Annotated in this window: 18 protein-coding genes, 1 tRNA gene and 1 pseudogene; 14 read left to right on the top strand and 6 right to left on the bottom strand. The window is 60.7% G+C overall.

The window, feature by feature from the left end:
• Positions 1-10 precede the first annotated feature (10 nt).
• Positions 11-1,996 (top strand): DNA primase, encoded by a 1,986-nt coding sequence (gene dnaG / locus JZY91_RS08070; protein WP_234947404.1) that lies wholly within the window; start codon positions 11-13, stop codon positions 1,994-1,996.
• Between the two features lie 88 nt (positions 1,997-2,084).
• Here dnaG and JZY91_RS08065 read toward each other — a convergent pair whose 3' ends face one another.
• Positions 2,085-2,729 carry a hypothetical protein gene (locus tag JZY91_RS08065; RefSeq protein ID WP_234947402.1) on the bottom strand — a complete coding sequence of 215 codons (645 nt, stop codon included), beginning with the start codon at positions 2,727-2,729 and terminating at the stop codon, positions 2,085-2,087.
• Between the two features lie 19 nt (positions 2,730-2,748).
• On the opposite strand from JZY91_RS08065, the gene JZY91_RS08060 reads away from it, so the two are divergent.
• Positions 2,749-3,342 (top strand): MazG nucleotide pyrophosphohydrolase domain-containing protein, encoded by a 594-nt coding sequence (locus tag JZY91_RS08060; RefSeq protein ID WP_234947400.1) that lies wholly within the window; start codon positions 2,749-2,751, stop codon positions 3,340-3,342.
• Positions 3,343-3,370: 28 nt separating this feature from the next.
• Here the strand turns inward: JZY91_RS08060 and JZY91_RS08055 are convergent, their stop codons facing one another.
• Positions 3,371-3,799: a hypothetical protein gene (locus tag JZY91_RS08055; RefSeq protein WP_234947398.1), complete on the bottom strand. Its 429-nt coding sequence runs from the start codon at positions 3,797-3,799 to the stop codon at positions 3,371-3,373.
• 173 nt (positions 3,800-3,972) lie between these two features.
• Here JZY91_RS08055 and JZY91_RS08050 point away from each other — a divergent pair, with 173 nt between their 5' ends.
• Both JZY91_RS08050 and eno read left to right on the top strand, forming a co-directional pair.
• Positions 3,973-4,782, top strand: coding sequence for a lytic transglycosylase domain-containing protein (locus tag JZY91_RS08050; RefSeq protein ID WP_234947396.1), 810 nt, complete (start codon positions 3,973-3,975; stop codon positions 4,780-4,782).
• 56 nt (positions 4,783-4,838) lie between these two features.
• The gene (gene eno / locus JZY91_RS08045) at positions 4,839-6,113 is read left to right on the top strand and encodes a phosphopyruvate hydratase (RefSeq protein ID WP_234947395.1); all 1,275 of its coding nucleotides are present in this window, start codon (positions 4,839-4,841) and stop codon (positions 6,111-6,113) included.
• Positions 6,114-6,235: 122 nt separating this feature from the next.
• Here eno and JZY91_RS08040 read toward each other — a convergent pair whose 3' ends face one another.
• Together JZY91_RS08040 and JZY91_RS08035 are read right to left on the bottom strand one after the other, a co-directional pair.
• Positions 6,236-6,913, bottom strand: coding sequence for a hypothetical protein (locus tag JZY91_RS08040; protein WP_234947393.1), 678 nt, complete (start codon positions 6,911-6,913; stop codon positions 6,236-6,238).
• Positions 6,914-7,067: 154 nt separating this feature from the next.
• Positions 7,068-7,616 (bottom strand): hypothetical protein, encoded by a 549-nt coding sequence (locus JZY91_RS08035; protein ID WP_234947391.1) that lies wholly within the window; start codon positions 7,614-7,616, stop codon positions 7,068-7,070.
• A gap of 117 nt (positions 7,617-7,733) precedes the next feature.
• Here JZY91_RS08035 and JZY91_RS08030 point away from each other — a divergent pair, with 117 nt between their 5' ends.
• From JZY91_RS08030 to JZY91_RS08020, 3 genes are all read left to right on the top strand, one after another.
• Entirely contained in the window at positions 7,734-8,414 is a 681-nt protein-coding gene (locus JZY91_RS08030) for a septum formation initiator family protein (RefSeq protein WP_234947389.1), read from the top strand.
• A 715-nt stretch (positions 8,415-9,129) separates the two neighbouring features.
• Positions 9,130-9,675, top strand: a complete 546-nt coding sequence (locus tag JZY91_RS08025; RefSeq protein WP_234949099.1) for a DUF501 domain-containing protein — start codon at positions 9,130-9,132, stop codon at positions 9,673-9,675.
• Positions 9,672-10,613, top strand: a complete 942-nt coding sequence (locus JZY91_RS08020) for a Ppx/GppA phosphatase family protein (RefSeq protein ID WP_234947387.1) — start codon at positions 9,672-9,674, stop codon at positions 10,611-10,613. Before JZY91_RS08025 ends, JZY91_RS08020 begins: the two co-directional genes overlap by 4 nt.
• Here JZY91_RS08020 and JZY91_RS08015 read toward each other — a convergent pair.
• Positions 10,610-10,906, bottom strand: coding sequence for a hypothetical protein (locus tag JZY91_RS08015; RefSeq protein WP_234947385.1), 297 nt, complete (start codon positions 10,904-10,906; stop codon positions 10,610-10,612). The two genes, JZY91_RS08020 and JZY91_RS08015, sit on opposite strands and share 4 nt — an antisense overlap.
• A gap of 116 nt (positions 10,907-11,022) precedes the next feature.
• On the opposite strand from JZY91_RS08015, the gene wecB reads away from it, so the two are divergent.
• The 5 genes from wecB (at position 11,023) to JZY91_RS07990 (ending at position 17,821) form a co-directional block, all read left to right on the top strand.
• Positions 11,023-12,195 (top strand): non-hydrolyzing UDP-N-acetylglucosamine 2-epimerase, encoded by a 1,173-nt coding sequence (gene wecB / locus JZY91_RS08010; RefSeq protein WP_234947384.1) that lies wholly within the window; start codon positions 11,023-11,025, stop codon positions 12,193-12,195.
• A 595-nt stretch (positions 12,196-12,790) separates the two neighbouring features.
• On the top strand, positions 12,791-14,896 hold the full coding sequence (locus JZY91_RS08005; RefSeq protein ID WP_234947382.1) for a glycosyltransferase: 2,106 nt from the start codon (positions 12,791-12,793) through the stop codon (positions 14,894-14,896).
• 4 nt (positions 14,897-14,900) lie between these two features.
• The gene (locus JZY91_RS08000) at positions 14,901-15,836 is read left to right on the top strand and encodes an ABC transporter permease (protein WP_234947380.1); all 936 of its coding nucleotides are present in this window, start codon (positions 14,901-14,903) and stop codon (positions 15,834-15,836) included.
• Positions 15,837-15,870: 34 nt separating this feature from the next.
• Complete coding sequence (locus JZY91_RS07995) at positions 15,871-16,671, top strand: ABC transporter ATP-binding protein (RefSeq protein ID WP_234947378.1); 801 nt, start codon at positions 15,871-15,873, stop codon at positions 16,669-16,671.
• Position 16,672: 1 nt separating this feature from the next.
• Positions 16,673-17,821 (top strand): hypothetical protein, encoded by a 1,149-nt coding sequence (locus tag JZY91_RS07990; protein WP_234947376.1) that lies wholly within the window; start codon positions 16,673-16,675, stop codon positions 17,819-17,821.
• A 6-nt stretch (positions 17,822-17,827) separates the two neighbouring features.
• Here the strand turns inward: JZY91_RS07990 and JZY91_RS11885 are convergent.
• A pseudogene (locus JZY91_RS11885) lies at positions 17,828-19,057 on the bottom strand (nucleotide sugar dehydrogenase).
• A 128-nt stretch (positions 19,058-19,185) separates the two neighbouring features.
• Here JZY91_RS11885 and JZY91_RS07975 point away from each other — a divergent pair.
• Together JZY91_RS07975 and JZY91_RS07970 are read left to right on the top strand one after the other, a co-directional pair.
• A tRNA-Ile gene (locus JZY91_RS07975) sits at positions 19,186-19,259 on the top strand.
• A gap of 13 nt (positions 19,260-19,272) precedes the next feature.
• Positions 19,273-20,592 (top strand): glycosyltransferase, encoded by a 1,320-nt coding sequence (locus JZY91_RS07970; RefSeq protein ID WP_234947374.1) that lies wholly within the window; start codon positions 19,273-19,275, stop codon positions 20,590-20,592.
• Positions 20,593-20,753: the final 161 nt, after the last annotated feature.

The raw sequence follows: 20,753 nt of genomic DNA, 5'->3' as shown, positions 1-20,753 counted from the left end.
GATTGCGGGCATGGCACGGGGAAGAATTCCGGATAGCGATATTGAGGCTATCCGCGAGCGCGCGGCAATCGAGGACATTGTCGGCGAATACGTGCAGCTCAAGCCCGCCGGGCACGACTCCTTGAAGGGCTTGAGCCCCTTCAAGGACGAAAAAACGCCCTCGTTCCACGTGCGCCCCGCGCGCGGCTATTTCCACTGCTTCTCCACCGGCAAGGGCGGGGACGTGTTCACGTTCCTCATGGAGATGGAGCAGCTCACGTTCCCCGAGGCGGTCGAGGCGGTCGCGGACCAAATCGGCTACCGCATCAACTACCAGGGCGGCTCCACCGGCGCCCGCGACGTCAAGCCCGGCACCCGCGCCCGCCTGCTCGCCGCCAACAAGGCCGCACACGAGTTCTACCGCCAGCAGCTGGAGACCCCGCAGGCGGAGCGCGGCCGCAATTTCCTGCTGGACCGCGGCTTCACGCGCGAGCACATCTACCACTTCGAGTGCGGCTACGCCCCGGACGGCTGGGACACGCTGACGAAGCACCTGCTGCGCAAAGGCTTCGACGTCCAGGAACTCCAGGACGCGGGCTTAAGCTCCATGGGCAAGCGCGGCCCCATCGACAAATTCCGCCGCCGCCTGCTGTGGCCCATCAAGGACGCGGCCGGCAACGTCATCGGCTTCGGGGCACGCAAGCTTTACGACGATGACCCGATGGGCAAATACATCAACACCCAGGACACGCTGCTGTACCACAAGTCCAAAGTCCTCTTCGGGCTGGATTTGGCGAAGAAGCACATCGCCACCAACCACCAGGCGGTGATCGTGGAGGGCTACACCGACGTGATGGCCATGCACGCCGCCGGTGTGAAAACCGCCGTGGCCTCCTGCGGTACCGCCTTCGGCACAGACCACCTGCAGACCATCCGCCGCCTCATGCTGGACGATAACTTCTTCCGCGGCGAGCTCATCTACACCTTCGACGGCGATGAGGCCGGCCAGAAAGCCGCCATGCGCGCCTTCGCGGGCGACCAGCAGTTCACCGGCCAGAGCTTCGTGTCCGTGGCCCCCGACGGCATGGACCCCTGCGATCTGCGCCTGGCCAAGGGCGACGCCGCCGTACGCGACCTGGTGGCGGACCGCGTGCCCATGCTCGAGTTCGTCCTCGAGTCCATCCTGGCCGATTACCCCCTCGATTCCGCCGAGGGCCGCCTCCAGGCTTTGCGACGCACCGTGCCCATCGTCGCCGAGGTCAACGATCCGGTTCTGCGCACCGAGTACGCCCGCCGCCTAGCCGGCTGGGTGGGCTGGGCCAACCCGGACGAGGTGGTGCAGCAGGTCCGCGAGGAGTCCAAGAAACCGAAGCAGGGCCCCCGCTTTTCGACGAAACCCCAGACCCAACCTTCCCGCAGCACCCAGTCACCGCAACCCGGCAGCGCCCCGGCACTTGTCGCGCCCAACCCGAACGACCCGATTCTCTGGCCCCAGCGCGAAGCTTTGAAGGCCGCACTGCAGTATCCGGGCAAGGCGGGCACCTACTTCGACGGCATCCACCCCGATGCCTTCACAAATCTCGCCTACCACCAGGTCCGCGAGGCAATCACCGCCGCCGGCGGCGTTGCCGCGGGTGCCACTGCCGCCGCATCCGGCAGCCAGACCCCACCCGGCAGCCACACCGCCCCGAACAACGACGGCGAAGCCGATCCCAACTGGATCGCCGCCGTGGCCGGGGAGATGCGAGACTTCGCCGGCCGCAACTTGGTTTCGGAGCTCGCCGTCGAGCCCGTCCACGCCGACAACATCGATGTCTACATCGATTCCGTGCTTTCCCGCCTCCAGGAGGTCCGCGTGGGCGACCAGATCGCCCAGCTCAAGGCGCAACTGCAGCGCATGCGCCCGTCAGACGACGAGCAGGCCTACAACGCGCTCTTCTCAGACCTCCTGGCCCTCGAGCAGGCCCGCCGCGACTTGAACACCCGCGCTCTGCGCTCCACCCCGCCCGGAACCTAAAGAAGGCAATAGCTCGGTTTGAGGGCTTTTCACCCCGAAATCCGGCCGGATTTCACGCAAACCGAGCTATTGAAAAAGTACGTCGCAGTTACTTTTCAGCGAACTCGCGGGCTGCGTACTCCACCGCGTCGAGCGGGAGGGAGGCATCGAACGCGTCGCGGGCTTCGCGCAGGCGGGAAAGGTACTCGCCGTACTTCTCTGCGGTCCACGCGCCGGACGGCTCAAGGCCGGCAACCTCGGCACGCTTGTTGCAAATGATCACGGGCTTGTCCGCCTCGCCATCCTCCTGCTCACCGGCCAAGAAGTAGGCCACGGAAGATGCGAACTTCGGCGGCAGGCCGGTCGCGGTCAGAGACTCGTAGGCCTCGACGGCGTTCTTGCCCTCGATCTGGCGGATCGCGTTGAGCAACTGCGCAGCCTTGCCCTTGTTGCGCAGGAACTGCTGCATTTCCATGACCTGGTTGGTCTGGCCAGCGCGGTACGCCAACGCTGCGCCCAGGAAGTCGATGATCTGGTCGCGGTTGTAGCCAGAATCGCGGACATCTGCGGCGAAGTCGAAGACCTCGCGGCGGGTGATGGACGCGCGGGCATCGTCGCGGAACGGCGGGACGCGGCGCAGGTGGTGCGGCCAGCCCGTCTTCCAGCGGATGGGGGAGAAGGTGACGGAGTGCTCGAGGACATCGCCGGTCGTCGGCTTCACGGCCTCGAGTGCTTCGGTGAGTTGGTTTGCCATGCGCGATATTGTCTCATGCATGACGGTCCTCGTGCTTGACCCCCGCTGGCCTGCGATGGTGCCGCTCGACGTGTCGCGGCAAATCCGTGGCCCCGTCACGTTCACGGACGACGTTCCTGCCGACGTAAGAGCACTGTTCGTCGACATCCCGGCGGGCGAGCCCTGGCTCATCACCACGGACCCCGATGCCGCCCGCGCACACGCAACCACCGCCGACCCCGACGTCCTCAAAGTCCCCTCCCTCGAAGACTCGGTCTTCCAGGCAGTCCAAGTGATGCACGCCGCGCGCACGCGAGGGGAGTGGGAACGGTCGATGACCCACACGTCGCTCATCCCGTTCCTCAAGGAAGAAACTCAAGAGCTCGCGGAAGCGATCGAGCAGCACGCCAGCGACCAACACCTCAAAAAAGAACTTTCCGACGTCCTCCTCCAAGTCCTCTTCCACGCGGAGATCGCCCAAGAGCGCAGCGCGTTTGATTTCGGCGACGTGGCGCAGGCGTTCGTGCAAAAGATGCAGTCCCGTGCCCCGTACTTGTTCGACGGGTCCACGGGACTTGTTGATGTGGCGACGCAGGATCGCCTCTGGGCCGAGGGGAAGGCCCGGGAGCGCTAAAAACTTGCCAGCGCTTACGAGCTAACGCTTACTTGCTGGACAGCGCCGCGATGGTGCGCAGCTCCGGCAGGCCGGCGTTGGAGGACAGTGCGGAGCTCATCTCGATGAGCTTGGATGCCGGGGTGACCGGGTCCGGCTTCACAATGCCGCAGGCAAGAGCGCGGTCGCCGATAGCGTTGATGGTCGGCGCGCCGATGAGCTTGAAGGTGGTGTTGCCTGCAACGGTGTTCAGGTTGGAAACCAGGCCGGAGCGTGTGGTCTCTGCGTTGACCATCTTGGTCGCCTGCAGGGAGGTGCGCAGCAGGCCGCAGTCCATGGTGGCGACGGTCTCGGTGCTCAGCTTGCTCAGCTGGGTCAGTGCACCGAGGGTGCCCAGATCCTGGGCCTGAGCGGTCGGGGCGACGAGGGCGGTAGCAGCGATTGCGGCTGCGGCGAGGGTGGCGGTAAAGCGGCGCATAGGGGTCCTTTACTTCAAGGGAATACAGAACAACCCCAGATGGTACTTGTTACGTAAGTGGTTTGTGTGACAAAAGGGAAAATTGTGACTAGCTCGCTCAAGTCCGCGCGAACCAACCCACCCAACCTGCACAATGCCCGCCCAAAACCAACCCGCCGGTAGGATCATGCGCCATGACAACCCGGCGCAGCCAACGTGTGGCCCGGGGCTGCGGCTGCGCCGGAGTCCTCGCGGCCACGCTGGCATTTGTGCTGGTAATCGCCCTCGTTGCGTGGGCGCTCTCGCTCGCCCAAGAGCCCGTCCAGCGCGAACCGCTGGAGCCCGTGCCGGTAGAAATCCCGCCTGCCGCCGCGCCCGCGCCCCCGTACATCGACGTGCACGCGCCGGGCCGCACCGCGGACGCGCTCACGGAGTGGTCCCTCCCCATCTCCAACAGCACGCGCATCTCCGGCCAGGCACTCCGTGCGTACGCCAACGCGGAACTCATCGCCGCGGAGGCGTGGCCGGGCTGCAACCTGCACTGGAACACGCTCGCCGGCATCGGCTGGGTGGAAACCCGCCACGGCACCTACACCGGCCGCAGCTTCGACCCCGCGCGCCTCAACGACTTCGGCATTCCGGAGCCGAACATCGTGGGCCCCGCGCTCAACGGCACGCAGGGCTTCGCGCGTATCGACGACACCGATAACGGCGCCCTCGACGGAGACACCGAATTCGACCGTGCGGTGGGCCCGATGCAGTTCATCCCCGAGTCTTGGGCGCGCTACGGCCGCGACGCGGACGGGGACGGCGTGCCCAACCCTCAGCAGATCGACGACGCCGCACTCTCCGCCGCGAACCTGCTCTGCGCTTACGGGCGCGACCTCTCAACGGAAGAAGGCTGGCGCCAGGCAGTGCTTTCGTATAACCATTCCAACGATTACCTGGTAAAAGTGCGTGATGCCGCTGCCAACTACGCCAGGATGCAACCCGCGCACCGCTGATTTCTGCAACAATTGGGTGTTGGACCAGCCATCGTATCCAAAGGAGATGCACATCAATGTCTGACATCATTCACGTTTACTCCCGTGAGATCATGGACTCCCGCGGTAACCCCACCGTTGAGGCGGAGGTCTTCCTCGACGACGGTGCCCACGGCATCGCCGCAGTGCCGTCCGGCGCTTCTACCGGTGAGCACGAGGCGCACGAGCTGCGTGATGGCGATGAGCGCTACGGCGGCAAGGGCGTGCGCAAGGCTGTAGAGAACGTCAACGAGGCTATCGCCGACGCGGTTGCGGGCCTCGAGGCGGATGACCAGCGCTTGGTGGATAACGCCATGATTGAGCTGGACGGCACCGACAACAAGAAGAACCTTGGCGCGAACGCGATCCTGGGTGTCTCCATGGCCAACGCGAAGGCTGCTGCGGAGTCCGCAGGCCTGCCGCTCTACCGCTACATCGGCGGCCCGAACGCGCACGTGCTGCCGGTGCCGATGATGAACATTCTTAACGGTGGCGCACACGCTGACTCTGGTGTGGACGTGCAGGAGTTCATGATCGCCCCGATCGGCGCTGACTCCTTCCACGAGGCACTGCGCATGGGCGCTGAGGTATACCACACCCTGAAGTCCGTGATCAAGGGCAAGAACCTCTCCACCGGCTTGGGCGATGAGGGCGGCTTCGCCCCGTCCGTCGAGTCCACCAAGGCTGCGCTGGATCTCATCGCAGAGGCGATTGAGAAGTCCGGCTACAAGCTGGGCGACGATGTCGCCCTAGCTCTCGACGTCGCTTCCTCCGAGTTCTACAACGATGGCGTGTACAACTTCGAGGGCGGCCAGCACTCCGCAGAGGAGATGGCGAAGGTCTACGCCGACCTGGTAGAGCAGTACCCGATCGTCTCCATCGAGGACCCGCTGGATGAGAATGACTGGGAGGGCTACACCAAGCTCACCGCTGATCTGGGCCAGAAGGTGCAGATCGTGGGCGATGACTTCTTCGTCACCAACCCGCAGCGCCTCGCCCGCGGCATCGAGGAGAAGGCTGCGAACGCCCTCCTGGTGAAGGTGAACCAGATCGGTACCCTCACCGAGACCTTCGACGCTGTGGAGCTCGCGCACCGCAACGGCTACCGCACCATGATGTCCCACCGCTCAGGCGAGACCGAGGACACCACCATCGCCGATCTCGCTGTGGCTCTCGGCTGCGGCCAGATCAAGACCGGTGCGCCGGCACGTTCGGAGCGCGTGGCCAAGTACAACCAGCTGCTGCGCATCGAGCAGGAGCTGGGCGACGCTGCTGCGTACGCTGGCCGCGCTGCCTTCCCGCGCTTCAAGTAAGCGCTCGCTGGTGCCGGGACTGTAGGCTCCGGGCACCTTGCTTTACGACGCTCAAACCCCGCGCCCCTGAACAAAAGGGAGCGCGGGGTTAAGTCTTGTCTTGCCGCAGTTGAATGCTGTTGCTAGAAGCTAGAACCCGTCGGCAGGATTGCGTTCACCTGCGCGCGCAGTGCGTCGATCTGCGCCTGCGGGTTGGAGGAGAGCTGGTTGACCTGCGCGGTCGCGTCTGCGATCGCGCGGTTGACATCCTCAACCACCTTGTCCACCTGGATACCGCCCGGCAGTGCCGGCAGCTGCGGCACCTGGATCTGCGGTGCCTGGATCGGGGCCGGGTTGCTAGCGGGTGCCGGGGCCGGCTTGTTAGCGGGTGCCGGGGCCGGAGCTGGCTTGGCCGGGTTGTTCGCCGGGGCCTTGGCGGGAGCCTGCTGCTTCGGCTGGGCCTGCTGCGCCGGAGCCGGGGCGGAAGCGTTGTTGGCCTTCACGATGCCGCAGGACACCGCGCGGTCCGCCACTTTGTTCACGGTGGGCGCGGCCATTGAACGCACCATCGGGGACTCCTTGGCCAGCTCCGCGTTGGCCATGGCGATCAAGTCGCCGCGGGTGGTGTTCGCGTTCACGCGACCGGTGTTCTTCAACTGGGTCTGCAGGTCGGAGCAGGAGATGGAGTCCGCCTGGGAGGCGACCTTCATCAGTGTTTCCATGTTGCGGGGCTGCGCCAGCGACGGCGCGGCGAAGATCAGGCCGGCGGACGCGATCAGCGCCGCGGCGGTGCCAGCGGTTTTAGCAGGGGAGAAGCGCATGGGTACGTCCTTTGAACGACAACGGAGGAATCGTGGGGCAGTGTATCACCAATGTGACGGATGGGGTATATGTTACGCAGGGGTTGCGGGCTTCAAATTAAAAAGCCTCGACCCGGACTGCATTGCCGGGGCGAGGCAGGCTTGAGGGTGCTAGTTAAGAGCTGGACCCCCGGGAGGAGCTTAGGGACGAGAAAGAATTCGAGGACAGGGAGCTCCCGGACTCCTCCTGGGCTGGCTGCGCGGGTTTGGGCTGCGCCTTGCCGGGCTGGGATGGGCCCGGCTTTGCTGGTGCCTTGCCGGGCTGAGATGGGCCCGGCTTTGCCGGTGCCTTGCTCGGTTGGGAGGGAGCCTTGCCCTGCCCGTTCTTGGATGGCCCGCCCGACTTGACCAGCTTGCACGCCAGCGCACGGTCAGCGACCTTGTTGATTGTCGGGCGCGCGGCCATTCGCAGCAGCGGCGTAGAGGCCAACTCGGCGTTGGCCATCGCTACAAGATCGCCCCGTGTGGTGTTGGAGTTCACGCGGCCAGTCCGGTTGAGGTGGGACTTGAGGTCCTTGCATGCGATTGTGTCGGCCTGGGTGGCCACTTTCATGAGGTTGGCCATGTTCCGCTCCTGAGCCTGGGCTGGAGCGGCGAAGGCCAGGCTGGAGGACACGATCAATGCTGCGGTAGCGGCAGCGGCTTTTCTCAGTGATGGGCGCATGATGTCATCCTTGGCGATTGGAAGTTTGAACGAATTGCAGCTTAATCAAAATTCTTCTGCGTGACCGGCTGTGTCATCGGGGCGAGCTCTAGCTGTGGTCTACACTCAACAACCACTATGACCACTCCAGTCACACCCTCCTCCGGGCCGGCGAAATCCCCGCGCCGCGGCCGCGCGCCGCGAAGCGTGCCGGTAGCCTCCCGCGAGCAGGCGCGGCAGGAGCAAAAGGAAGCGAAAAAGCGCCGCAGGAAGGCCAAGCCCTCCCTGTGGAGGCAGGACGTAGCATCGACCGGCATCCTCATCGCAGTGATCTTAATTGTGCTGGTGGCTATCGCTGTGCCGCTGCGCAACTACTACGAGGGCCGCGGCGAAATCGCACGCGCGCAAGCCTCAATCCAGGCGCTGGAGGCGCAGAAACGTCAGCTCGAATCCGATATCGCCCGCTACCAGGACCCGGAATACATCCGGCAGGAAGCCCGCCGCCGCCTCGGTGTGCTGGAGGAGGGTGAGACCGCATGGCGCATCATCGACCCGCGCATGACCCAGGCCCCCAACATCACCACAGACCAGATCCCAGACACCCGCCCGTGGCAGGAAGTGCTGTGGGATTCCCTGCGCGAGCTCCCAGAGGCCGAAGCTCCCGAATCCCCCACGCCAGCCGCAATCGATCTTTCAGAGGCACCCGAAAACCCCGCCGCGCCCGCGGAAGCTCCGCCGGAGCAGCCCGCAGTAGAGGATGCCCCGCCGGCACCCGAAGAAAATCCCGAAGCCCCCACGCCCGCACCCGCACCGCAGTAGGGCCCAATAAGCCACAATAAGCTCCGTGGCGAACAACGACGAAGCCCTCTATCTCGCGCGGATCATTCGCCTCAAACCGGCACAGATCGACCGCGAAAGGTTCCTGAGCAAAGAACTTCGCAAGCGCGGTATCCCGCAGGAGCAGATCGACCGCGCACTCGCCAGCGACGTCATCGCTGCAGGGATCCCCCGCGACATCCTCGACGACATCGCCAAAGCCACCATCGAGGCCGAAGTCACCCGCAGCTCAGCAGTCTCCTTCGGCCTGAGCTTCGGCGGCTTCTTCACCATGCTGGTCTCAATCCCCGGCGACATCGTCCAGTACTACGCCCACGCGCTCCGCCTCATTCAAAAACTCGCCTACCTCAACGGCTGGACCCGCCTCGACCTCAAATACCCCACCCAGACGGACCAGCTCGCCACCCTCCTGGCCACCATGCTCGGCGCCCAAGGCTCGCAACACATCCTCCGCAGCTATCTCACGCAAACCACAGCGACGGACCTCGGCGAGCGCGCCGCCCAACGCACCGCCAACCGGGTTGCTCGCCGCGCCGCCAGCCGCGCCATCGCCAACGTCGCCCGGCGCACCGCGCTCCGCTCCACAGCAAAGGCCATCCCCGTCCTCGGCGGCGTCGTCACCGGGGCGCTCACCTACACGTCGCTGCGCAGCCAGGCGAGACGCCTCGAGGCGGCGCTGCGTGACACAATCGAGGCTATGACCGTGTCCCCACAAGACATCGAAACAATCACGCAGCAGCTCGGCCGCGAGCCGCGCGGCGTCCTCGCTGTGGCCTACCGCACACCGGACGGCCAGCCCGCGGTGGTCAAGACGGCCCCGCGACTTGAGGACGGCACCCCGTTTCCCACCCTCTACTACCTCACCGACCCGCGCCTGACCGCGGAGGCCTCCCGCCTCGAGGTGGCGCAGGTGATGAAGTGGATGGAATCCCGCCTCGCCGAATCGGAGGAGCTCCAGGCCGATTACAAGGCCGCCCACGAGCACTACCTCGCCGAGCGCAACGCCATCGAGGACTTGGGCACGGACTTCTCCGGCGGCGGCATGCCGGACCGCGTGAAGTGCCTCCACGTGCTGATCGCCTACGCCCTCGCCGAGGGCCCCGGCCGCCTCCGCTTCGGCACCGAAGCCATCGCCCTCGCCGCCGAACACGCAGGCCTTCGCGGTTCCGCAATCCCGCAGGACTGGCCCACGCTGGAGCGCTTGGGCATTTCGCTTGCCGACGCCGGAGAGGACCTCGCATGACCCACACCCGCGTAGCCGCCGTCGACTGCGGCACAAACTCCATCCGCTTGCTGATCCAGGAGATCAACCAAGACGGCACCCTCGGCGCCGAGATCTGCCGCCGCAACACCATTGTCCGCCTCGGAGAGGGTGTGGACGAGACCGGGCGCTTCAACCCCGACGCAATCGAGCGCACCCGAAAAGCCCTCGCAGCGTACGTTGAGGAGATGGAGCGCGAGGGTGTTTCCAAGGTGCGCATGGTCGCCACCTCCGCCACCCGCGATGCCGCCAACCGCGAGGACTTCTTCGCCATGACCCGCGATCTCCTCGGCCGCATCCAGCCAGGTGCGGTCGCCGAGGTCATCTCAGGCGAGGAGGAGGCAGCGCTGTCGTTCGCTGGTGCAACCGTGGATTTGCCAGACGGAAGCGGCCCAGCCTGCGTCATCGACCTCGGCGGCGGCTCCACCGAGTTCGTCATGGAGGGTGCCGCGGTATCCACGCAAATGGGCTGCGTGCGCATCACCGAGCGCTTCATGCGCTCCGATCCGCCCACGGCCGAGGAGACCGAGGCCGCCCGCGCCTACATCCGCGAGCGCATCGCAGAGGCTCGCGCAGCCGTCCCCTTCGATCAAGCCAAGACCTTCGTGGGCTGTGCCGGCACCTTCACCACGCTCTCCGCCCTCGCCCAGAACCTCCCCGAATATGACCCGAACCGCATCCACATGTCGGAGATCCCGTTTTCCCGGATGCGGGAGGTTACCGAAGACCTAAGGGCCAAAACCTCCCAGCAGCGCGCCGAGAACCCCGTGGTTCACCCTGGCCGCGCGGACGTTATCGCCGCCGGCTCCACCGTGGTGGAGGAGCTGATGGATGCGTTCGAAACATCGGCCGGCGCCAGCCTGTTTTACATCAGCGAGAAAGACATCCTCGACGGGATTGTCGCGGGGCTTGCTTATTAGTCCTCGTCCGGCTCGAGAATCTGGTCGCGAGTATCAGCGTCACGCCCGTCCTGCTTGCCCTTGCCCCCACGGAGTGAGCGACCCTTCTTGCCGCTAACGTCCTTGAGCTCGCGCATCCGTGGTTCCGGATCGATCTTGTTCGCGAGCGCCTTCCTGGCAGAGCTGGTCACCTGCTTGGTCACCGGCGAGTTGATCACAGCCTGGGTCGCGTTGACGATCTGGTGGTAGCGCTTGCGGCCAGCCTTCGTGCCGAATACGTACCCGGCGGCGGCTCCGACAACGAATTGATACATGGGGTCAAGCCTACAGATCAGCTCTAGCTCGGAACGGATAGTCCACTTGGACTATCATCAACAAAAATGACGAACTTTCATGGTTCTGTCAGCCGAAGCACTACTGAGGAGCACGTTTGAGCCAGGATAAACCCAGCATCCTCGCCGTGTATGGCACTCGGCCGGAGGCAATCAAACTCGCCCCTGTTATCCGGGCATTGCGTGCCGACGACCGCTTCGACACTACTGTTGTCTCCACTGGCCAACATCGCGAGATGCTCCGCCAAGTGGTTGGACGCTTCGGTATCGAGCCTGATTTTGACTTGGACTTGATGGCGAACGGTCAACCTCTGAGCGTTTTCGTGGCGCGTGCACTTGAGGGCCTTCATCCAATTTGCGTCCTACACCGCCCCAACATCACCCTGGTGCAGGGTGACACTTCTACTGCTCTTGCCGGGGCGCTTGCCGGCTTTCATGTGGGCTCGCAGATTGCCCACTTAGAGGCGGGGCTGCGCACCGGTAATCTTCAATCGCCTTTTCCTGAGGAGGCGAACCGGCGGATGATTGCACAGATTTCAAGCTTGCACCTTGCACCTACTCCCGCCTCAGCCGAAAACCTCCGCGCGGAAAATATCCGATCGAAGCAGATCGCGGTCACCGGAAACACGGTCATCGACGCACTGAACATTGCAGCCCACTGGGACGTCGAAATCAGCGACAGTGCCCTTCGGGCGGTGATCGAATCAGGGCGACGAATTGTCCTGGTGACAGCGCACCGCCGCGAGAATCGTGCATTGCTACAGGGGATCGGCCAAGCTGTGCGCGATCTCGCCACCGAGCACCCGGACGACTATTTCGTGCTGCCGCTTCACCCCAATCCGCGGGTTCGCGAACCGCTTGGGGCCGAGGTCGCCGCACTCTCAAATGTCCTGATCACTGATCCGCTGCCGTACGACCAGTTCATCGCAGTGATGAACCGGGCTCACTTGGTGCTCACTGATTCTGGCGGTATTCAGGAAGAGGCGCCTTCTCTCGGCAAACCCGTCCTAGTTATGCGGGAAAATACGGAGCGCCCCGAGGCGGTCATCGCCGGCACCGTGAAACTGGTCGGCACCAAGCGGGACCTGATCGTGGCTGAGGTGTCCAACCTGCTTAATCAACCAGCGGCCTATGACGCGATGGCTAATGCAGTGAACCCCTACGGCGACGGCCACGCGACGGAACGCACGGTTGCGGCACTTGCCCAGCTCGTCGGGGCAGGGGAGCGGATCGATGATTTCGAGCCGGAATTTGGTGAGCATGCGGTTTAGAAAGCAAGGAGGTTTCTGCGTTGGCGCGAGAAACTGAGGCTCGGACAATATTTCTCACCCCCAACGGCAGAGAGATCCCTCAAGGGATGTTGGTTGATGGGTGCGTAGTTACATCTGACCTTGAGGCTTTTAATGCTTTACTCGAGCGCTTCCCGCAAGCTATCGGCTGTGTCAACGTGGTCGGTAACTACCGGATCGACCCGGCCGACGACCATCCCCGGGTCGAATTTTACGTACCAAGCCGGCGAATCGGTGAGCTGAGCGGACGCGAAACTGAATTCTCCGGCCTGCTTCTGGAGCTCGAAGGTGATGCGCTGTGGCTGCGGCGCGGAGATGCGTTCGAAAACTCCCGTCGTCTTGTGGATCTACTGGTGCAGTGGAGAGACGGTTACGAAGCACTTGAGCGTAGTGCCGGTGGCGGAGCGTCCACGCCAATTGGTTCACCGAAGACCCAGCCAACCCCAATCACGCAAACGCGTGCCTCCAAGATGTTGGGGCGAGTAAAGCCCCTAGGCAAGGCGATCTACCCGCACCTTCCTGGCCCAGTGAGGAAGCAAGCGCTCCGCACATGGGGTGCAATGATGAGGAGGACCCAATGAGCCGGCCGCTCGATCTACCACCAGTAGTCCAGCAACCACCTCGCCGCGCTGGGATCAGCGTGATCGTTCCTTCCTACAGAGGTGGAGAACAGCTGCGAACTGCACTGGAATCCGTGGTAGCCCAAACCATCGACCACAGTGACATCGAAGTGGTCGTTGTTGATAACGGCCCCGAAGCGCCGGCCCGGGACGTTGTAGAGGGCCTCCGCAACGGTGTGGATCAAGATGGAATCACTTGGGTGTACATCCGCTCCGAGACTCCCGGTGCGGGGCGTGCCCGCAACATCGGTCTCGCAGCTTGTACGCGCGAATACGTGACCTTCCTCGACGATGATGACCGCATCGAGCCCGAATACCTTTCACAACTCAAGCGCGCTGCAGAACCCCAGACCATTGCCATAACCGGCATCACCAACATGCATGAGAGTGGCGCGCAACCTTCCAATACGCTGGAGGACCGCATAGCTGCTCTGCCGCGCAAATCTACGGAGCTGGCTGACTCTCCTTGGGCCCTCGGGTTTGTTGCTTGCAAGCTGGTCCATTGGGGCTTGCTTGCCGACGCCGAGTTTCCCGAGAACCTCGCATCCGGCGAAGATGTTGTCTTCTTTGCTCAACTTTTGCGTCGCTCCAATCTGAAACTGCGGCCCGTGCAGGACGCGGATGGGGCTCGCTACCTCCGGACCATCACGGAAGGTTCGGTGTCGCGCCGCGATGACTTCGAGTTCTCGGTCGACGAGCGCCTCGATGCCATCGAACTCATCCGCGGTATGGAGGTGCCTGAGGCAAACCAAGTCGCTCAACAGGCTCTCGTCAAGGCGCAGGCGGGCTTCATCGCCCGCTTCCACGCGCAACATGCGGATTCGCCAATCGGGCGAAAGGCATTGGACGCTATCGCCTATAGAGGCTTCTCCGATTTCCCCTGGGACCTTTTTGATAAAGGAGAGGCTAAGACTCTCGTTTTCGCCTACTGCTTCCCGCCGGACGCAGACACCAGCTCCAACGTAATGGCCAAACGCATCATGAACGCGGGCGACGTTGTGGATGTCATCAGCAACGACATGCGCGCGGTCCGGGAGCAAGACGATCGCTTCTACGGTGTAATCCAACGTTGGGTGCGCAACCACATTGTGCTCGAAACCCCTACGTCGTTTGCCAATTGGGATGCAATCTCGAGTTGGGCAGCAGATGCAAACCGAGTAGCTGAGGAATCGGAAAACAACTACAAGTCCATTTACTCCCGAGCTCTTTGGATTGCCTCCCACGTCGCCGCGTTTGCATACAAGCAGCAACACCCCGAAGTCCGTTGGATCGCGGAGTTCTCGGACCCTCTCGCGCGTGGCATTGATGGGCAGCTTCGGCCAGGCCCGCTCGGTGACGACTCAATCGCCCGCTCAATGCTCCACGCCGCTGAATGGCAAATGGACAGCGAGTCGCACACCTTGTTTGAGGTTGTTGAGAAAGCGACGTTGGCCATGGCGGACGAGTTGGTCTTTACGAATGAAGCCCAGCGTGAGGTGATGTTGGAACTCTACGATGAATCCTTCGCTGCACTCGTCCGTGCGAAATCCACGATCGCCGGCCACCCTGTCCCACAGCCTGGTCTCTTCGGGGTCGAGCCTTGCGATTACCCACTGAACAAAAGCACCGTCGACATCGCTTACTTCGGTGCCTTCTACCCGAACAGGGGCATCGGAAACGTCCTCGATGCTGTCGCGTCGCTGCAGCCTCAGGATCGAGAGCGGATTCGCCTTCACATTTTCACCAATAGTCCGGTGGAACTCGATGCGCCGGTGGGCACTCCCGTGAGAGTGAACGGGTACCGGTCCTACCTAGAATTCCTGAGTCTTTCGCGAAAGATGGACATTTTACTGGTGACCGACACCACCACATCTGGCTTCTATGGTCGCAATCCGTTCCTTCCGTCGAAGTACGCGGACTACTTGGGGTCGGGCACGCCGATCTGGGGTGTTGTTGAGGCTGGATCGCCGCTATCCAGCTCCCAGCTGGCTTACGTCACGGCGGGAGACCACGTGGAGGAGATCAGCGAGACACTGATGACCGTGTTGCACGATTTTGCCCAGCACCAGGACGTTGTAGGGTAGCCACGTGGAAGACTCGAAAAACGCGACTGGAACATCAGGCGCGATATCGGAAGTTAGCCTGCGAGAGGCGCATTCCGGTACTGACGGTGCTCGAATTGTCGTGGATGACAGTAAACTCCGTGTGGTTCGACACACCCTTTCCTTTGGCGAATACATCAAAGAGCTGCGAAGGCGCCGTGACTTTATTTTCGCAGATGCGAAAGCGAAGGCATTTCGAACCACCCGCAACTACCGGTGGTGGCAATTTTGGCTCATAGCCAACCCGGTGTTGGAAGCTCTGATGTACGGGGCAATTTTCGGCCTTCTTCTCAAAACTAATCGGGGCATCGACAACTTCGTTGGGTATGTCATCATCGGCATGGCTGTCTTCAGCGCTACCAGCCGCATGCTTATGGGCGGTGTTGGGCTTCTCGAGGCCAACCGGAGCATGTTGCAGACGTTCTCGTTCCCTCGGGCAGCGGTGGTGCTCTCAAACGCATTACGCTACATCTACGACACTTTGCCCTCCATCGTCGTTGCGATCGTGGTCGCGCTAGCATTTCAAGCACCCGCGGTTCCCTCATGGACAGTCGTACTAACTGTTCCGTTGTTTTTCCTTGCCGTTACTTTCGGCACTGGTTTGATGTTCATCGCCGCTAGGATGACCGCCTTATTGCCAGAGACACGGGTGCTGCTCGATTTGTTTATGCGTGGCTGGATGTTCTCGTCGGGAATTTTCTATTCCATCGAACGTTTCGCCCAGGACCCTTTGATCTACCAGATTTTCAGCGCTAACCCTGCTTATCGCTTCATCCGGGCTTTCCGCGATGTGGTAATGTATGGAAATGTTCCCTCGTTGCAGGAGTGGTTGATTCTCACTGGATGGGCTTTGGGCACCTTCGTAGTAGGATTTGTATACTTCTGGGGGCCAGAAAAGCGTTATGCAAAGTCTTTCTCATAACACCTCGGGGCAGTCGCCTGAACCAATGGTGGTCATGCGAGAGGCGAACAAGACTTACGTTGTTACCGATTCCAAATCCAGGGATGCCGGTAAGAAATCCGGTGAGAGTCCAAAAGGTCGGCGCACCCGCTACGTACACTCGCTTCGACCTACCAATTTCCTTTCAACGCGCGGTGAATCAGTTGGCGTAATTGGCCAGAATGGCTCGGGTAAATCGACTTTCCTTAAACTCGTCGCCGGCGCGGAACCGCCTACCAAGGGTACAGTTCTTGTCCGCTCACAGCCATTATTGCTTGGGGTTGCGCCAGCGCTTCAGCCGTATCTTACGGGTAGACAAAATGTAATCTTGGGTTGTCTTGCGCTCGGGATGAGCAGAGATGAGGCTCTAGAGATTGAACCTGGCATTTCAGAGTGGGCTGACATTGGTGACGCAATAGATCGGCCGCTGCGCACCTATTCGGCAGGTCAAGGCGCCAGGTTGGGTTTCGCGATCTCGACTGCAGTAAAACCAGAAATTCTGCTTGTTGACGAAGCCCTTTCAACGGGCGATGCGGCTTTTGCAGATCGAGCCCGCGACAGGATGTCTAAACTTCTGGATGAGGCTGGAAACCTGTTCCTAGTCTCGCACTCGCCAGATCAGATCTTGAATAACTGCAATCGTTCTATTTGGATCCACCGAGGAGAAATCATCTCAGATGGTCCCTCAGATCGCGTTGTAGGTGAGTACAGGGAGTGGACTGGCAGAATCAAGCGCGGAGAGCAAGCTGGTTATATCGAATCTATTCGGGCCGAATATGTGAAACCCGAGATCGAGTTCACTTCAGAAGAGGGGTGACGTGCAGATGAACACCATTAGATTTAGCCCCCTGGAGTGGGATACCCGTACTCTCGAGCTGAATGTAGCCACAGAGAGCAAAACCGAGCGGCTGGTTTTTGAGTTCGAGGAACCGACTCTCATCGAGGAGGATTCCTTAGCTATTGCTCTTAGCACCTTGTGCGGCACTGTATTCGACGAGATCAACTTTGACTTCGCCGTCAGTGACGACGTCGCCAAGGGCATTGGTGATTGGACTCAATCTGAGGTTTTTGCTGAGTCCGGTGCTGAATCTACAAGTTATTCGCGCGATAACGGCAAAGCAGTCCTAAATTTCAGTGGCGGCTTGGACTCGCTAGCATCATACTTTCTGCTCGGTGACCCCGTCCTTGTGTCGCTGGATTTGGGCGGCCGGTTTTCAAGAGAGAAAGCGTTTTTCCAGAGGTTTGATACCCACACAATTAGAACCAACCTCATCGAAACAGACCTCCGATATAACAGCTGGTCTTTCATGGGTATAGGTCCGTTACTCCTTGCAGACCAGATCAAGGCGCAGTACTTCTCATTCGGTTCAATTCTTGAGGCTGGGCAGTTACATTTAAAGGAACCAGCTAAAGGAAACTTCACCTTCCCGCCCTTTAGGATGGCCGGATTCACAAACGCAGCGCCAGTCGCCGGGATTTCAGAAGCTGGGACAGTTCTCACCGTACTGGCGCATCGTCCGGACTTATTGGCGGAATCACTTTACTCGCTTGCCAACCCAGGCGAAGAGAAGTTCTTCCGAAAAATTGCGCTAGCGCGGGTAGTTGCCGAGAGGTCAGGCCTCGACTTAGAGTTGCCTGCGCTCCCGGTAGGCCAGCGCGTTCACTACACATTCGGCCAAAACTTCGCAGTCGACCTAACTGCCCTCTTCTTCAAGGCCTGCGGCCGTGGAGACCTCGCCGAGGGCATTGTCTCTGACAGCCCGTCTCTTGACCACCTAGGTTTGGTGGACGAGGACTTCGACTTCATGCTCAGGGCGGATCCGAACTACTACGCTGCGTATCCCCGCGAGTTGTTTGACCGCCTAGAGTCTGCTTTAGATCGCAGCGGCATCGAATGGTACGAAGACTCGCACTTCGAGTCGGTCGAGAAAGTAAGAGAAGCCCTCTCCGATCTCTACCAGTTCTAATTTCGGCTACCGGCTTAGCCTAGAGCGGTTTCCACATGCGTCCAAAATCGGGACAGTGCGATAGATCGATGACTCCGCGTTTCTAAACTCCTGGTGGTCAACAAGCCACACAACGAGCTGAAGCTCTTCGTCAGATGGCAATGCTGGGGTCCAAGAAATGTTGGGCGTATTGAATTGCGTAGGCGTGTCGCGAATGTTCGGCTCGACAGCGATGAAATTTGTCTCTGGATTACGAGACGCAAGATCGGAGGCAATCTGGAGGGCAGGCGACTGCCTCAGATCGTCAATGTCTGCTTTAAAGGACAAGCCCAAGATGGCGACCTTGCGCGGGTCCAGTCGGTCGATTATTGACTCTGCTTTCGCAATTACCCAGTCGGGTTTGCGGTCATTGACCTCCCGCGCAGTTCGAGTGATCTCAGCTTGTTGTGGCGCACTCTCAATTAGGAACCAGGGATCTACCGCGATGCAGTGGCCACCAACGCCTGGCCCTGGTTTCAAGATGTTCACTCGGGGATGCCTGTTGGCAAGTTCAATGACTTGCCATGGGTCGACGTCAAGCGTGTCGGCAATAAGCGAAAGTTCGTTGGCGAAAGCAATGTTGACGTCGCGGTAAGCGTTCTCGGCGAGTTTAACCATTTCGGCGGATGTGGCATCGGTGATCAAAAGCTCACCGTCGCAAAAAGACTTGTATAGATCGGCCGCGTGACGCGACGCCTGTTCCGTGGTTCCGCCAATCGTTCTGTCGTTAATTCTTAGTTCTTCGACGGCGTTTCCGGGCAGGATACGCTCAGGGCAATACGCGACATCTACTTAACCCTCTAGCTCCGGACGGGCGGCAACGATCTTTCTCTCGACTTTTACTGTGGTACCTGGAGGGCACGTCGACTCGATTGCGACTAGATTGCCTTCTGAGAGAACAGGAATGATCGACTCCACGGCCGCCCATACAAACTCCAAGTCCGCTGAGTGGTCCTCACAAGACGGAGTTGGAACCGCAATGACGAATGCTTTACTGCCGTGAGGTTTTGTGGAGACTTCGAGCTGGGCGGAGTCGACAACGGCCTGCAGAAGTGGTGCCAGCCCAGGCTCTGAAATCTCAAGGGACCCAGAAGCAATGGCTTGGATCCTATCGGTGTTGATATCGACACCGAGAGTCTTTTTGCCAGATTTAGCGAGGAGGATCGCCGTGGGGAGACCGATGTAGCCGAGCCCCACCACGCAGACATCGTATTGCATGGCTGAAGTGTATCTCTTGACTTTGCTAATTCCGAGTCTTGTAGGTGCTCGAATCTGCGGGGTGTCTGCTGCCGCGGCATCAGTTCGACTCAGCTAATATCAATTGGGTTGCGCAACTGTTGTAACTAGGGGCTATAGCTCAGTCGGTTAGAGCTGCGGACTCATAATCCGCTGGTCGCGGGTTCGAGCCCCGCTGGCCCCACTAAGGAACGCTTTTGAAGATCCTCGTGTTTTCGCAGAATTGGTACCCAGAAGACGGGGTTCCACAGAGACGATGGCGATGGTTGTCGGAGCTTTTGACGAAGCAGGGGCACGAAGTGGTCGCAGTAGTTCCAAAAACGTCAGCGCGTCACCTTTCGACCTCAGTCAGCGGGGAGCCGGAGGCGGCCCTCCGAGGTGAAGAGGTAGGACCCGGAGGAGAACTTATTCATAGAAGCCCATTTTCGGTTTCAGGGACTTCTATCAGGGTTAGGGCGTTGAATCAGCTCTTTGTAGCATTAGGAAGCGTCGTGACCGCTCTTCGCAAAGAGGTCTTCGACAGTGAGAGGCGCCCCGATGTAGTCATCGGCACCGTACCCGCGGTCCCTTCTCTATTCTCTGCCTATATTTTTTCGTGCTTCACTAAACGACGATTCATCATCGACCTCAGAGATGCTTGGCCCGAGATACTGGATGACATGGCGGATTGGAACCGTGAGACGACAGGCGATCGGACTTTGACGGTCCCAGAGCGCTCCTTCGTAGTCAGCTTTTTGAAGAAGGCAGCAAAGGGGTCAATCCTGTGGGTACTTAAACGTGCAGAAACCGTAATAGTCACCACCGAAGGCCACAAGGCCAAACTTGACAGTGATTTCCGACTTACCAAGAACCCACCAGACATTCACGTAGTTCGAAATGTGTTCCCGACACCCTGTCCTCCCGCCGCAGCTTCGAGACCCGGATCTGCGGATCCATTACTCACAAGGGATCTGACATCGTTGAAGGTTATCTACGCGGGGACAGTCGGTCGAGCACAACAACTCACAACTGCGATTGAAGCAGTTCGAATAGCGAGAAATGAGCTCGGAGTAGAGGTGACCTTGAGAATCATTGGAGATGGAGCAGCTTGGTCAACGTGCCGGGAGCGGGCTGATTCTCTCGGTGTGCCAGTCGAAATGCAGCACCGTGTATCTCCAGCTGAACTGGCGGAGAACTATCTATTGGCTGACACGGTGCTTGTCCAGTTAGCTCCCTGGAAATCTCTCAGTACCACGGTGCCGAGCAAAACCTACGAGTTAATGGCGAACGGACAGCACATCACCCTTGCTGCTTCAGGGGAAGTAGCAGATCTTATCCTCCAGTTAAAGGCTGGGGTCGTTGTGCCGCCCGGAGACGCGACTGCGCTTGCGGCCGCTTGGGCTGATCTAGCTCGAAATCGGGAGCAACTCGCTGTCTGTCCTGCAGGTGCGAATTGGGTACGGCAGGAGCAAAAAATCGAGGCGCCGAGAACTATTCAGGCGATATTCGGTACGGAGCACTCGTGTGAGCCTAAGTGAGATCACTCCGGTGGTGGGTCTCGAACAGAAGCAACGCGAAACCAATCAGCGCTCGCGCTGGTCTCTAGGTAGATAAGAAAATGAATGTCCGGGCGAAGACCATCAAGTGTTCTATAAAACTGACGCGAATTTCGCTGGTCAATGATACTATTTCGGCATGA

Origin of the sequence: Corynebacterium sp. CNCTC7651, from assembly GCF_021496665.1 — a bacterium.
Classification (GTDB): Bacteria; Actinomycetota; Actinomycetes; order Mycobacteriales; family Mycobacteriaceae; genus Corynebacterium.
The sequence above is the reverse complement of the archived record's forward strand: the minus strand, read 5'-3'. Positions and strand labels throughout refer to the sequence as shown.